This is a genomic window from Streptomyces sp. CB02261 (assembly GCF_001905665.1).
GTDB lineage: Bacteria > Actinomycetota > Actinomycetes > Streptomycetales > Streptomycetaceae > Streptomyces.
Window position 1 is genome coordinate 741,158 of record NZ_LIVX01000002.1, and the last position, 14,303, is coordinate 755,460.

Consider the following 14,303-nt stretch of genomic DNA (forward strand, 5'->3'; position numbering starts at 1 on the left):
GGAGTTCCCCCGATGTCCGATGCCGCCAAGCGCACGGCCCGCACCGTCCTCCAGTCCGCCGTCGGCATCGCCGTCGTGCTCCCCGCCCTCGTCGACGCCTCCGGCCTCCCCGAGACCCTCCCCTGGGTCGCCGGGGCGCTGGCCGTCGCCGGCGGTCTCACCCGGGTGATGGCCCTGGACGCGGTGCAGCACCTGCTGCCGTCCTGGCTCCGCAGCACCCCGGCCCCGGGCGGTGCCGATGACCGAGCCTGACCCGAACGACCCGGTGGCCGTCGCCCTCGAACTGGAACGGCTCCGCGGCACCCTGGAGGCCGGCTTCGCCCGCGTCGACGGCGCGCTCGCGCTCCTCGTCCAGCGCAGCGACCAGACCGACCGGCAGCTCGCCGACCACGAGGCCCGCCTCGACGGTCTCGAACGCGCCCGCTGGCCGCTGACCAGCATCCTCGCGCTCGCCGCGAGCGCCGGGGCGCTGGTCGCGGTGTGGGAGCTGGCCGCACGGTAGCCCCGCCGCCGCGAACGCCGAAGGGCGGCCACCCCCACGGGGGTGACCGCCCTTCGGTTTCGCACTACTTACTGGTTGTACGGACCGTAGTCGTAGTCCTCCAGCGGAACGGCCTGGCCGGAGCCCGAGCCGAACGGCGAGTAGTCGATGTCGTCGTAGCCGACGGCCGAGTACATCGCGGCCTTGGCCTCCTCGGTCGGCTCGACCCGGATGTTGCGGTAGCGGGACAGACCCGTACCGGCCGGGATGAGCTTACCGATGATGACGTTCTCCTTGAGGCCGATGAGGCTGTCGGACTTGGCGTTGATCGCCGCGTCCGTCAGCACTCGGGTCGTCTCCTGGAAGGACGCCGCCGACAGCCACGACTCGGTGGCGAGCGAGGCCTTGGTGATACCCATCAGCTGCGGACGGCCGGAGGCGGGGTGACCGCCCTCGGTGACCACACGACGGTTCTCGGTCTCGAACTTCGAGCGCTCGACGAGCTCGCCCGGCAGCAGCTCCGCGTCGCCGGACTCGATGATCGTCACACGGCGCAGCATCTGCCGGATGATGATCTCGATGTGCTTGTCGTGGATCGACACGCCCTGCGAGTTGTAGACCTTCTGGACCTCGGCGACCAGGTGGACCTGGACCGCGCGCTGACCGAGGATCCGCAGCACGTCGTGCGGGTTGGTGGCACCCACGGTGAGCTTCTGGCCCACCTCGACGTGGTCGCCCTCGCCCACGAGCAGACGGGCACGCTTCGAGATCGGGAACGCCGTCTCGTCGGTGCCGTCGTCCGGGGTGACGACGATCTTCTTGGTCTTCTCGGTCTCCTCGATACGGACGCGGCCGGCCGCCTCCGAGATCGGGGCGACACCCTTGGGCTGACGGGCCTCGAAGAGCTCGACGACACGCGGCAGACCCTGGGTGATGTCGTCACCGGCCACACCACCGGTGTGGAAGGTACGCATCGTCAGCTGGGTACCGGGCTCACCGATGGACTGGGCGGCGATGATGCCGACCGCCTCACCGATGTCGACCAGCTTGCCGGTGGCGAGCGAACGGCCGTAGCAGAACGCACAGGTACCGACGGCGGACTCACAGGTCAGGACCGAACGGGTCTTGACCTCCTCGACGCCCGCGTTGACCAGGGCGTCGATGAGCACGTCACCCAGGTCGACATTGGCCGGCGCGATGACCTTGCCGTCGACGACGACGTCCTCGGCGAGCATCCGCGCGTACACGGAGGTCTCGACGTCGTCCGTCTTGCGCAGCACGTTGTCGGCGCCGCGCTCGGCGATCCGCAGCTTCAGACCGCGCTCGGTGCCGCAGTCCTCCTCGCGGATGATCACGTCCTGCGAGACGTCCACCAGACGACGGGTCAGGTAACCCGAGTCGGCGGTACGCAGGGCGGTGTCCGCCAGACCCTTACGGGCACCGTGCGTGGAGATGAAGTACTCCAGAACGGTGAGGCCCTCACGGAAGGACGCCTTGATGGGACGCGGGATCGTCTCGTTCTTGGCGTTCGACACCAGACCACGCATACCCGCGATCTGACGCATCTGCATCATGTTTCCTCGGGCACCCGAGTCGACCATCATGAAGATGGGGTTCGTCTTCGGGAAGTTCGCGTTCATCGCCTCGGCGACCTCGTTGGTCGCCTTGGTCCAGATCGCGATGAGCTCCTGAGTGCGCTCTTCCTTGGTGATCAGACCGCGCTCGTACTGCTTCTGGACCTTCTCGTCCTGCTCCTCGTAGCCCTTGACGATGGCCTTCTTGGCCTCGGGCACGACGACGTCGGAGATGGCCACGGTGACACCGGAACGGGTCGCCCAGTAGAAGCCCGCCGCCTTCAGGTTGTCGAGCGTCGCCGCCACGATGACCTTGGGGTAGCGCTCGGCGAGGTCGTTGACGATCTCGGAGAGCTGCTTCTTGCCGACGGAGTAGTCGACGAACGGGTAGTCCTCGGGCAGCAGCTCGTTGAAGAGCGCGCGGCCCAGCGAGGTGCGGAGGCGGAACGAGTCACCCTGCTGCCACTCCGGCTCGCCCTCCTCGGTGACCGGGGGGACCCAGCCACGCGGAGCGACGGTGCCGACGGGGAAGCGGATGTCGATCTGCGACTGCAGCGCGAGCTCGCCGGCGTCGAACGCCATGATCGCCTCGGCCGTGGAGCCGAACGCGCGGCCCTCGCCCTTGGTGTCACGGAGCTCACCGTCGGTGGTCAGGAAGAACAGACCGAGGACCATGTCCTGGGTCGGCATCGTGACCGGACGGCCGTCGGCGGGCTTCAGGATGTTGTTCGAGGACAGCATCAGGATGCGGGCCTCGGCCTGCGCCTCCGCGGAGAGCGGCAGGTGCACGGCCATCTGGTCACCGTCGAAGTCCGCGTTGAACGCGGTGCAGACGAGCGGGTGGATCTGGATGGCCTTGCCCTCGACCAGCTGCGGCTCGAAGGCCTGGATGCCGAGGCGGTGCAGCGTGGGCGCACGGTTCAGCAGGACCGGGTGCTCGGCGATGACCTCTTCGAGGACGTCGTACACGACCGTGCGGCCGCGCTCGACCATCCGCTTGGCGCTCTTGATGTTCTGCGCGTGGTTCAGGTCGACCAGGCGCTTCATCACGAACGGCTTGAAGAGCTCCAGCGCCATGGCCTTCGGCAGACCGCACTGGTGCAGCTTCAGCTGCGGACCGACGACGATGACGGAACGCGCGGAGTAGTCCACACGCTTACCGAGCAGGTTCTGACGGAATCGACCCTGCTTGCCCTTCAGCATGTCGCTGAGGGACTTCAGGGGACGGTTACCGGGACCGGTCACCGGACGACCACGACGACCGTTGTCGAAGAGGGCGTCGACGGCCTCCTGGAGCATGCGCTTCTCGTTGTTCACGATGATCTCGGGCGCGCCGAGGTCGAGAAGCCGCTTCAGACGGTTGTTGCGGTTGATCACGCGGCGGTACAGGTCGTTCAGGTCGGAGGTCGCGAAGCGGCCACCGTCCAGCTGCACCATCGGACGCAGGTCCGGCGGGATGACCGGCACGCAGTCGAGAACCATGCCCTTGGGGCTGTTCGCGGTCTGCAGGAACGCGGAGACGACCTTGAGGCGCTTGAGCGCACGGGTCTTCTTCTGGCCCTTGCCGGTGCGGATGATCTCGCGGAGGCGCTCGGCCTCCTCCTCGAGGTCGAAGGACTCCAGGCGCTTCTGCAGAGCAGCGGCACCCATCGAGCCGTCGAAGTACGTGCCGAAGCGGTCACGCAGCTCGCGGTAGAGGAGCTCGTCGCCCTCCAGGTCCTGGACCTTGAGGTTCTTGAAGCGCGACCAGACCTCGTCCAGACGGTCGATCTCGCGCTGCGCACGGTCGCGCAGCTGCTTCATCTCACGCTCGGCGCCCTCGCGCACCTTGCGGCGCACGTCGGCCTTGGCGCCCTCGGCCTCCAGCTCGCCGAGGTCGTTCTCGAGCTTCTTGGCGCGGGCCTCCAGGTCGGAGTCGCGACGGTTCTCGATCTGCTGACGCTCCACGGAGACGTGCGCCTCGAGCGAGGGCAGGTCACGCGTACGACGCTCGTCGTCGACGAACGTGATCATGTACGCCGCGAAGTAGATGACCTTCTCGAGGTCCTTCGGGGCGAGGTCGAGCAGGTAGCCAAGACGCGACGGAACGCCCTTGAAGTACCAGATGTGGGTGACGGGGGCGGCGAGCTCGATGTGGCCCATCCGCTCGCGGCGCACCTTCGCGCGGGTGACCTCGACGCCACACCGCTCACAGATGATGCCCTTGAAGCGGACACGCTTGTACTTGCCGCAGTAGCACTCCCAGTCCCGGGTCGGACCGAAGATCTTCTCGCAGAAGAGTCCGTCCTTCTCGGGCTTGAGCGTGCGGTAGTTGATGGTCTCCGGCTTCTTGACCTCGCCGTGGCTCCACTGACGGATGTCGTCAGCGGTGGCCAGACCGATCCGGAGCTCGTCGAAGAAGTTGACGTCGAGCACTATGCGTCAATCCCTCTCAGGGTTGTAAGGCTTGGGGTCTGATACGGGGGTCCTGGGGCCGGCGGGGGGACCGTGACTGGTCCCCCCGGCCGGACTCCCGTCAGACCTCTTCGACGCTGCTCGGCTCGCGCCGGGACAGGTCGATGCCGAGCTCCTCCGCTGCGCGGAAGACGTCCTCGTCGGTGTCGCGCATCTCGATGGACATGCCGTCCGAGGACAGCACCTCCACGTTGAGGCACAGGGACTGCATCTCCTTGATGAGCACCTTGAAGGACTCGGGGATGCCGGGCTCAGGGATGTTCTCGCCCTTGACGATGGCCTCGTAGACCTTCACGCGGCCGGTCACGTCGTCGGACTTGATCGTCAGCAGCTCCTGGAGGGCGTACGCGGCGCCGTATGCCTCCAGCGCCCACACCTCCATCTCACCGAAGCGCTGGCCACCGAACTGGGCCTTACCACCCAGCGGCTGCTGGGTGATCATCGAGTACGGACCGGTCGAACGGGCGTGGAGCTTGTCGTCGACCAGGTGGTGGAGCTTGAGGATGTACATGTACCCGACCGAGATCGGGTCCGGGAACGGCTCGCCGGAGCGGCCGTCGAACAGCCTCGCCTTACCGGTCGGGAGCACCATGCGCTCGCCGTCGCGGTTCGGGATGGTGTGGTTCAGCAGACCCGCGAGCTCGTCCTCACGCGCACCGTCGAAGACGGGGGTGGCGACGTTGGTGCCCGGGGCGACCTGGTCGGCACCGATCGCCTGGAGGCGCTGCGCCCACTCGTCCGCGAGGCCGGAGACGTCCCAGCCGCGGCTGGCGAGCCAGCCGAGGTGGATCTCCAGGACCTGTCCCGGGTTCATTCGGGACGGGACACCCAGCGGGTTGAGGATGATGTCGACCGGGGTGCCGTCCTCGAGGAACGGCATGTCCTCGATGGGCAGGATCTTCGAGATGACGCCCTTGTTGCCGTGACGGCCGGCGAGCTTGTCACCGTCGGTGATCTTGCGCTTCTGGGCGACGTAGACGCGGACCAGCTGGTTCACGCCCGGGGGAAGCTCGTCGCCCTCCTCGCGGTCGAAGACGCGGACACCGATGATCTTGCCGATCTCGCCGTGCGGCACCTTCAGCGAGGTGTCACGGACCTCACGGGCCTTCTCACCGAAGATCGCACGGAGCAGACGCTCCTCCGGGGTCAGCTCGGTCTCACCCTTGGGCGTGACCTTGCCGACGAGGATGTCGCCGGCGACGACCTCGGCACCGATACGGATGATGCCGCGCTCGTCGAGGTCGGCGAGGACCTCCTCGGAGACGTTCGGGATGTCCCGGGTGATCTCCTCCGGGCCGAGCTTGGTGTCACGGGCGTCGACCTCGTGCTCCTCGATGTGGATCGAGGAGAGGACGTCGTCCTGCACGAGGCGCTGCGACAGGATGATCGCGTCCTCGTAGTTGTGACCCTCCCACGGCATGAACGCCACGAGCAGGTTCTTGCCCAGCGCCATCTCGCCGTCTTCGGTGGCGGGACCGTCGGCGAGGACCTGGCCCTCGATCACGCGGTCGCCCTCGTCGACGACGACCTTCTGGTTGACCGAGGTGCCCTGGTTCGAGCGCGAGAACTTGTGCAGGCGGTACGTGATGTACGTGCCGTCGTCGTTGGCGACCGTGATGTAGTCGGCCGACAGCTCCTGGACGACACCGTCCTTCTCGGCCTTGAGCACGTCGCCGGCGTCGGTGGCGCAGCGGTACTCCATGCCGGTGCCGACGAGCGGGGCCTCCGACTTAATCAGCGGCACCGCCTGACGCATCATGTTCGCGCCCATGAGGGCGCGGTTGGCGTCGTCGTGCTCGAGGAACGGGATCATGGCGGTCGCGACCGACACCATCTGGCGCGGCGAGACGTCCATGTAGTCCACGTCCGACGGCTCGACGTAGTCGACCTCGCCGCCACGCTTGCGCACCAGGACACGGTTCTCGGTGAACCGGAGGTCGTCGTCGAGCGCGGCGTTGGCCTGCGCGATGACGAAGCGGTCCTCCTCGTCGGCGGTGACGTAGTCGACCTCGTCGGTGACCTGGCCGTCGACGACCTTGCGGTACGGCGTCTCGATGAAGCCGAACGCGTTGACGCGGCCGTACGAGGCGAGCGAACCGATCAGACCGATGTTCGGGCCTTCGGGGGTCTCGATCGGGCACATGCGTCCGTAGTGGGACGGGTGCACGTCTCGGACCTCGAAGCCGGCCCGCTCACGGGACAGACCACCAGGGCCCAGCGCCGAGAGACGACGCTTGTGCGTCAGACCCGACAGCGGGTTGTTCTGGTCCATGAACTGGGACAGCTGGCTGGTGCCGAAGAACTCCTTGATGGAGGCGACGACCGGCCGGATGTTGATCAGGGTCTGCGGCGTGATCGCCTCGACGTCCTGGGTGGTCATGCGCTCACGCACGACGCGCTCCATACGAGCCAGACCCGTGCGGACCTGGTTCTGGATGAGCTCGCCGACGTTGCGCAGACGACGGTTGCCGAAGTGGTCGATGTCGTCGGTCTCGACGACGATCTCGTTGCCGTTCTCGCCGATCGTCTCGGTCTCGCCCGCGTGGAGCTTGACCAGGTACTTGATCGTGGCGATGACGTCGTCGGTGGTGAGCACGCCGGCGTCCAGCGGCTCGTCGGCGCCGAGCTTCTTGTTCACCTTGTAGCGGCCGACCTTGGCGAGGTCGTAGCGCTTGGGGTTGAAGTAGAGGTTCTCGAGCAGCGTCTGAGCGGCCTCGCGGGTCGGCGGCTCGCCCGGGCGCAGCTTGCGGTAGATGTCGAGCAGCGCGTCGTCCTGGCCCTGGGTGTGGTCCTTCTCCAGGGTGGCGCGCATGGACTCGTACTCGCCGAACTCCTGGAGGATCTGCTCGGTGGTCCAGCCGAGAGCCTTGAGGAGGACGGTGACGGACTGCTTGCGCTTGCGGTCGATGCGGACACCGACCAGGTCGCGCTTGTCGATCTCCATCTCCAGCCAGGCACCCCGGGACGGGATGATCTTGGCGGAGAAGATGTCCTTGTCGGAGGTCTTGTCGATCGAGGAGTCGAAGTAGACACCCGGCGAACGGACCAGCTGCGACACCACGACACGCTCGGTGCCGTTGATGACGAAGGTGCCCTTGTTGGTCATGAGCGGGAAGTCGCCCATGAAGACCGTCTGGGACTTGATCTCGCCGGTCTCGTTGTTCGTGAACTCGGCGGTGACGAAGAGCGGGGCGCCGTACGTGAAGTCACGGTCCTTGCACTCGTCGATCGAGTTCTTCGGCGGCTCGAAGCGGTGGTCGCGGAAGGTCAGCGACATCGACCCGGAGAAGTCCTCGATCGGCGAGATCTCCTCGAAGATCTCTTCCAGGCCGGACTTCGTGGGGACGTCCTGTCCCGACTCAAGGGCAGCCTCGACGCGAGCCTTCCAGGCGGCATTGCCGAGCAGCCAGTCAAAGCTCTCGGTCTGCAGCGCGAGGAGGTTCGGAACCTCGAGGGGCTCCTTGATCTTTGCAAAGGAGATGCGCAGCGGGGCGGTGCTTGCGCCGTTGTTCGTATTGGTCGAGGCGTTGCGCGAGGCGGCCAAGAGGGGGTCCTTCCGAGGGCTCGGACTCACTACGCGCGTACCGGTCCCCTGCAGCGCTTCACGGCAGACTTTTCCTGATATGACCAAAAGGCCAGTTCAGACGGGGTCGGTCCACGAAGCGGATGCGAAGGTATGCCCCTGGTGACGGGCAGGGGGCAGCTAACAGGCAGCGCAAAGGGTCAGTGTAGCCAAGTGGCTCACTGATGTCCAGGGCGAATAATTCGCGACCCTCGTTGCTCTCAACTCCGCGCTACCTCGCGCCGTGCGGCGCACCTCGATACTGCCCGTTCGGTCGTCGATCCATGCCTCGGATACGGATCGTTGTGACGACGCGTCCTGAGAATTGCGCGCTGCGTGCGGTTCGTCAAGGCCCCCCGGTCTGCGGGGCGCACGGCGAAGATCACCATACTCCGCTTCCGGCGGCCCTCAAGGACCCCGCCACGCCCTTCCCGGGGAACGCCGAAAGGCGACCACCCACAAGGGTGATCGCCTTTCGGTGCTCCCGCGTTACACGGGGGCAGGAGTCAGCTCAGCGAGCCGAAACGGTCTTACTTGACCGTGACGGAGGCGCCGGCGGCCTTGAGGGACTCGGCAGCCTTCTCGGCGGCCTCCTTCGCGACCTTCTCGAGGACCGGCTTCGGGGTGCCGTCGACGAGGTCCTTGGCCTCCTTGAGGCCCAGGGAGGTGAGCTCGCGCACGACCTTGATGACCTGGATCTTCTTGTCGCCGGCACCCTCGAGGATGACGTCGAACTCGTCCTGCTCGGCCTCGGCCTCGGCCGGGGCGCCACCCTGCGCCGGGCCGGCAACGGCGACGGCCGCGGCGGCGGTGACGTCGAACTTGTCCTCGAAGGCCTTCACGAACTCGGAGAGCTCGATGAGGGTCATCTCCTCGAACTGGGCGAGGAGGTCGTCCTGAGAGAGCTTCGCCATGATGGGCGATCCTTCCACTAATTCGGCAGGTGCCGGATGTATGTAGAGGCGGGCGTAACGGCCCGCTGTGACCCGCGCACTAGGCGGCGCGGATCAGTGCGCGAGCCGAATTACTCGGCACCGCCCTGCTCGGCGAGCTTGACGCGAAGCGCCTCCGCGGTGCGGACGAACTTCGACGGCAGCGCCTGGAAGAGCGAGGCAGCCTGAGACTGCTTGCCCTTGAACGCGCCGGCCAGCTTGCTGAGCAGAACCTCGCGGGACTCGAGGTCCGCGAGCTTCTTGATCTCATCGGCGGAGAGCGCCTTGCCATCAAGGACACCGCCCTTGATGATGAGATTCGGGTTCTCCTTGGCGAAGTCACGCAGGCTCTTCGCCGACTCCACCGGGTCACCGGTGATGAAGGCGACCGCGGTCGGACCAGCGAAGTGCTCGTCCAGCGCGGTGATCCCGGCCTGGTTGGCCGCAATCTTGGTCAGCGTGTTCTTCACCACGGCGTACTGGGCGTTCTCACCGAGCGAACGACGCAGCGTCTTGAGCTGCGCGACGGTGAGACCCCGGTACTCGGTCAGCACAGCGGCGTTCGAGCTGCGGAACTGGTCCTCAAGCTCGGCTACCGCGGCAGCCTTGTCGGGCCTTGCCATAGAGCGTCGGCCTCCTTCCGGGTGATGAGGACCGCTCAGAAGGGGCTGACAAAACAAAACGCCCCGGCGCAGGCGCTCGGGGCTCAGCTCAACCGCATCACGAAGATCCGGGAACTCATCCACAATCACCTGCGCGGGTCGTTCGCGTCTCAGCGAATCCTTCGGCCACCGCACCCTGGGGGCGCAGTAACGACCAGCGGTCTTTGGCTTCTCCGAAAGAGTACGCGACCGGGTCGGCAGGGGCAAATCGGCCCCTCATGAGGCTCGGACGCCCTCCTGAGCCGAAGAAGCCGGCCCCCACACCCGGGAAGGGTGTGGGGGCCGGCTGACCACTCAGTGAGCCTCAGAGAGCTCAGACCGCGGCCGGGTCCTCCTCGACGAGGAGGTTGCGGGTGCGGTTGGAGTCCAGCGGGATGCCGGGGCCCATCGTCGTCGTGAGGGTCGCCTTCTTGATGTAGCGGCCCTTGGCGGCGGACGGCTTCAGACGGAGGATCTCCTCCAGCGCCGCGGCGTAGTTCTCGACCAGCTTCGTCTCGTCGAAGGAGACCTTGCCGATGATGAAGTGCAGGTTCGAGTGCTTGTCGACGCGGAACTCGATCTTGCCGCCCTTGATGTCGTTGACAGCCTTCGCGACATCGGGGGTGACGGTGCCGACCTTGGGGTTCGGCATGAGACCACGCGGGCCGAGGACGCGGCCGAGGCGGCCGACCTTGCCCATGAGGTCCGGGGTGGCCACCACGGCGTCGAACTCGTTCAGGCGGTTGCCCTTGGAGATCTCGTCGATGAGCTCGTCGGAGCCGACGATGTCGGCGCCGGCGGCGATCGCGGCCTCGGCACGGTCACCGGTCGCGAAGACCAGGACCCGGGCGGTCTTACCGGTGCCGTGCGGGAGGTTCACGGTGCCGCGGACCATCTGGTCGGCCTTGCGCGGGTCGACACCCAGGCGGAAGGCGACCTCGACGGTGCCGTCGAACTTCGTGGTGGCGGTGTCCTTCGCGAGACGGACGGCCTCGAGAGGAGCGTAGTTCCGCTCGCGGTCGATCTTGGCGTCCGCGCTGCGGAGAGCCTTGCTGCGCTTCACTGCTTCTCCTGTTGGTTCAGGTATGGAGTCGTGGTGCGGGCCGCGCCGGCCCTACCACTGTGGTCAGACGGGGGCTGATCAGCCCTCGACCGTGATGCCCATGGAGCGGGCGGTGCCAGCGATGATCTTGGACGCGGCGTCCAGGTCGTTGGCGTTCAGGTCGGGGAGCTTGACCGTGGCGATCTCGCGGACCTGGGCGGCCGTGAGCTTGGCGACCTTGGTCTTGTGCGGCTCGCCGGAGCCCTTGTCCACACCCGCGGCCTTGAGGATCAGCTTGGCGGCCGGCGGAGTCTTCGTGATGAAGGTGAAGGAACGGTCCTCGTAGACCGTGATCTCCACCGGCACGACCATGCCACGCTGCGACTCGGTCGCGGCGTTGTAGGCCTTGCAGAACTCCATGATGTTGACGCCGTGCTGACCGAGCGCGGGGCCGACCGGCGGGGCCGGGTTCGCCGCACCGGCGTTGATCTGGAGCTTGATAAGCCCCGTGACCTTCTTCTTCTTGGGAGGCATTGCTCTCTCCGGGTCCTAGTGAGAGTGTTCAGCCCGCCATCCGGTCATCCGGATGGAGGCATACCGCACAACGATAACGGGTATAGACGCGCGGCTAAAAACCGAGCAGGTCAGAGCGGCTGTGAGAGCCACTCTGACCTGGTCGGAAACCTATGAGATCAGTTCTTCTGGATCTGGTCGAAGCTGAGCTCGACCGGGGTCTCGCGACCGAAGATCTCGACGAGGCCCTTGACCTTCTTCGAGTCGGGGTTGATCTCGTTGATCGTGGCCTGGAGGGTCGCGAAGGGACCGTCCGTGACCGTGACCGAGTCGCCGACCTCGAAGTCCAGCACCTGGACCTCCAGCTTGCGGGCCGGAGCCGGCTTGCCCTCGGCCTCGGCGGCCTCGCGGGCGGCCTTCTCCTCGGCCTCCGGGGCGAGCATCTTGACGATCTCGTCCAGGGTCAGCGGGTACGGGTCGTAGGCGTTGCCCACGAAGCCGGTGACGCCGGGGGTGTTGCGGACGACGCCCCAGGACTCGTTCGTCAGGTCCATGCGGACGAGCACGTAGCCGGGAAGCTTGTTCTGCTTGACGTTCTTCCGCTCGCCGCCCTTGATCTGGACGATCTCTTCCTCGGGGACCTCGGCCTGGTAGATGAAGTCCTCGACGTTGAGCGAGACGGCGCGCTGCTCCAGGTTCGCCTTCACGCGCTTCTCGTAGCCCGCGTAGGTGTGGATGACGTACCACTCGCCGGGGAGGGTGCGCAGCTCCTCGCGGAGCGCGGCGACCGGGTCGACCGGGGCGGCCGGCTCGGCCTCCTCGTCGGTCTCTTCCTCGGCGGCCTCGACCTCGGCGGTCTCGACGGTCTCGTCCTCGTCACCCTCGGCGGCGTCGACGTCCTCGTCGGTCTCCTGCTCGTCCTCGTCCTCGACGTGGAGAGCGGCTTCCTCGGCGGCCTCGCCGGCAGCGTCGTCAGCAGCGTCGGCCTGGTCCTCGTCGGCGGCCTCGACGATGTCCAGCTCGTCCTCGACGGACTCGGACTCGAAGGCGTCGTTCAGGTTCGCGTCAGACACGGTGGCTGCTTCTTCCTGCGATACAGATGGGGTGGAACAAAAAGTCAGCCGAAGACGTACTTGACTGCTTCCTGGAAGCCATAGTCAATCACGGTGACAAGGCCGATCATGATGACGACGAAGATGATCACCACAGTGGTGTACGTCGAAAGCTGGCTGCGCGTGGGCCAGACGACCTTGCGGAGCTCGGCGACGATCTGGCGGTAGAAGAGCGCGAGACGGCCCAGGGGGCCCTTCTTTCCGCGCTTGCCACCCTTGCGGGACTTCTTCTTCTCGGCCTCGTCATCGGCATCAGGCATGTCGATGGAGCCTACGGCGTCCGTCACGATCTCTCACCTGATTCCGGGTCGGCCGTGCCGCGCCCGGGTGGAGCCGCACGGCGGTGCAATGAAGTACGTACATGCGCACAACACCTGGCGGTGTGTGTAGCAGGGCCGGAGGGACTTGAACCCCCAACCGCCGGTTTTGGAGACCGGTGCTCTACCAATTGAGCTACGACCCTTTGTTGGTGTCCCCAACCTACCGCATCGTGAGATGTGGTCGGTGCGGGCCAACGAGCAGTGAGCATACGTGGTCAGAGGCCCCCGCGTCGAACAGAAACCACGAGCGACCTGCCGTCGGACGCGCGTACGACCGGGAATGACCGTTCCTGTCCGGTCCGTGAAACCTGTGTGTCGGGCCCTGAAGCGGTCTGGGACGATGGGCCGTATGAGCGCTGCTACCCCTCCCACCGAGCGTCGGGTCTCCGCCCGGATCGGTGCGATCTCCGAGTCCGCCACCCTCGCCGTCGACGCCAAGGCCAAGGCTCTCAAGGCCGCCGGGCGCCCGGTGATCGGTTTCGGCGCGGGTGAGCCCGACTTCCCGACCCCGGACTACATCGTCGACGCGGCCGTCGAGGCCTGCAAGAACCCGAAGTTCCACCGCTACACCCCCGCCGGCGGACTGCCCGAGCTGAAGGCCGCCATCGCCGCCAAGACCCTGCGTGACTCCGGCTACGAGGTCGACGCCTCCCAGGTCCTGGTGACCAACGGCGGCAAGCAGGCGATCTACGAGGCCTTCGCCGCGATCCTCGACCCGGGCGACGAGGTCATCGTCCCGGCGCCGTACTGGACGACCTACCCCGAGTCGATCCGCCTCGCCGGCGGTGTCCCGGTGGAGGTCGTGGCCGACGAGACCACCGGCTACCGGGTCTCGGTGGAGCAGCTGGAGGCCGCCCGCACGGAGCGGACCAAGGTCGTCCTCTTCGTCTCCCCGTCGAACCCGACCGGCGCCGTCTACAGCGAGGCCGAGACCGAGGCGATCGGCCGCTGGGCCGTCGAGCACGGTCTGTGGGTGCTGACGGACGAGATCTACGAGCACCTGGTGTACGGCGACGCGTCCGCGGTCTCGCTGCCGTCGGTGATGCCGGAGCTGCGCGACAAGTGCATCGTCGTCAACGGCGTCGCCAAGACGTACGCGATGACCGGCTGGCGCGTGGGGTGGATCATCGGCCCGAAGGACGTGGTGAAGGCCGCGACCAACCTGCAGTCGCACGCCACCTCGAACGTGAGCAACGTGGCGCAGATGGCCGCGCTCGCCGCCGTGTCGGGCAACCTGGACGCGGTCGCCGAGATGGGCCGCGCCTTCGACCGGCGCCGTCAGACGATCGTGCGGATGCTCAACGAGATCGAGGGCGTGCTGTGCCCGACTCCGGAGGGCGCGTTCTACGTGTACCCCTCGGTGAAGGCGCTGCTCGGCAAGGAGATCCGCGGCAAGCGCCCGCAGACCTCGGTCGAGCTCGCGGCCCTGATCCTGGACGAGGCCGAGGTCGCGGTCGTCCCGGGCGAGGCCTTCGGCACGCCGGGCTACCTGCGTCTGTCGTACGCGCTGGGCGACGAGGACCTGGTGGAGGGCGTCTCGCGCATGCAGAAGCTCCTCGCCGAGGCCACCGACTGAGCCAGTCGCCGCATTCGGTAACCGCGGGCCCCGGTTCTTCGGAACCGGGGCCCGTTTTTGCGTTCTAGCAAGGTCCCGATCGGGGAAACGGGGTGT

Annotated in this window: 11 protein-coding genes and 1 tRNA gene; 3 read left to right on the forward strand and 9 right to left on the reverse strand. The window is 66.8% G+C overall.

Annotation, left to right across the window (positions count from 1 at the left end; genetic code table 11):
* The first annotated feature begins 12 nt into the window (after positions 1 to 12).
* Positions 13 to 252, forward strand: a complete 240-nt coding sequence (locus AMK29_RS08980; RefSeq protein ID WP_073810239.1) for a hypothetical protein — start codon at positions 13 to 15, stop codon at positions 250 to 252.
* Complete coding sequence (locus AMK29_RS08985; protein WP_073810241.1) at positions 239 to 502, forward strand: hypothetical protein; 264 nt, start codon at positions 239 to 241, stop codon at positions 500 to 502. The genes AMK29_RS08980 and AMK29_RS08985 overlap by 14 nt, the downstream gene beginning before the upstream one ends.
* A 68-nt stretch (positions 503 to 570) precedes the next feature.
* Here the strand turns inward: AMK29_RS08985 and AMK29_RS08990 are convergent, their stop codons facing one another.
* The 9 genes from AMK29_RS08990 to AMK29_RS09035 form a co-directional block, all read right to left on the reverse strand.
* Positions 571 to 4,470 carry a DNA-directed RNA polymerase subunit beta' gene (locus AMK29_RS08990; RefSeq protein WP_073810244.1) on the reverse strand — a complete coding sequence of 1,300 codons (3,900 nt, stop codon included), beginning with the start codon at positions 4,468 to 4,470 and terminating at the stop codon, positions 571 to 573.
* A 100-nt stretch (positions 4,471 to 4,570) separates the two neighbouring features.
* Positions 4,571 to 8,053: a DNA-directed RNA polymerase subunit beta gene (gene rpoB, locus AMK29_RS08995; RefSeq protein ID WP_073810247.1), complete on the reverse strand. Its 3,483-nt coding sequence runs from the start codon at positions 8,051 to 8,053 to the stop codon at positions 4,571 to 4,573.
* Between the two features lie 548 nt (positions 8,054 to 8,601).
* The gene (rplL, locus tag AMK29_RS09005; RefSeq protein WP_073810251.1) at positions 8,602 to 8,985 is read right to left on the reverse strand and encodes a 50S ribosomal protein L7/L12; all 384 of its coding nucleotides are present in this window, start codon (positions 8,983 to 8,985) and stop codon (positions 8,602 to 8,604) included.
* A gap of 110 nt (positions 8,986 to 9,095) precedes the next feature.
* Positions 9,096 to 9,626, reverse strand: coding sequence for a 50S ribosomal protein L10 (rplJ, locus tag AMK29_RS09010; protein ID WP_053646191.1), 531 nt, complete (start codon positions 9,624 to 9,626; stop codon positions 9,096 to 9,098).
* Between the two features lie 352 nt (positions 9,627 to 9,978).
* Positions 9,979 to 10,707: a 50S ribosomal protein L1 gene (gene rplA, locus AMK29_RS09015; RefSeq protein ID WP_073810254.1), complete on the reverse strand. Its 729-nt coding sequence runs from the start codon at positions 10,705 to 10,707 to the stop codon at positions 9,979 to 9,981.
* Positions 10,708 to 10,785: 78 nt separating this feature from the next.
* A complete protein-coding gene (gene rplK, locus AMK29_RS09020; protein ID WP_030318720.1) occupies positions 10,786 to 11,220 on the reverse strand; it encodes a 50S ribosomal protein L11 in 435 nt (144 codons plus the stop codon).
* 158 nt (positions 11,221 to 11,378) lie between these two features.
* A complete protein-coding gene (gene nusG, locus AMK29_RS09025) occupies positions 11,379 to 12,272 on the reverse strand; it encodes a transcription termination/antitermination protein NusG (protein WP_073810256.1) in 894 nt (297 codons plus the stop codon).
* 44 nt (positions 12,273 to 12,316) lie between these two features.
* Positions 12,317 to 12,598 (reverse strand): preprotein translocase subunit SecE, encoded by a 282-nt coding sequence (gene secE, locus AMK29_RS09030; RefSeq protein ID WP_055599927.1) that lies wholly within the window; start codon positions 12,596 to 12,598, stop codon positions 12,317 to 12,319.
* A 103-nt stretch (positions 12,599 to 12,701) separates the two neighbouring features.
* Positions 12,702 to 12,774: transfer RNA gene (locus AMK29_RS09035), tRNA-Trp, on the reverse strand.
* A gap of 206 nt (positions 12,775 to 12,980) precedes the next feature.
* On the opposite strand from AMK29_RS09035, the gene AMK29_RS09040 reads away from it, so the two are divergent.
* Positions 12,981 to 14,207, forward strand: a complete 1,227-nt coding sequence (locus AMK29_RS09040; protein WP_073810259.1) for a pyridoxal phosphate-dependent aminotransferase — start codon at positions 12,981 to 12,983, stop codon at positions 14,205 to 14,207.
* The last annotated feature ends 96 nt before the right edge of the window (positions 14,208 to 14,303 follow it).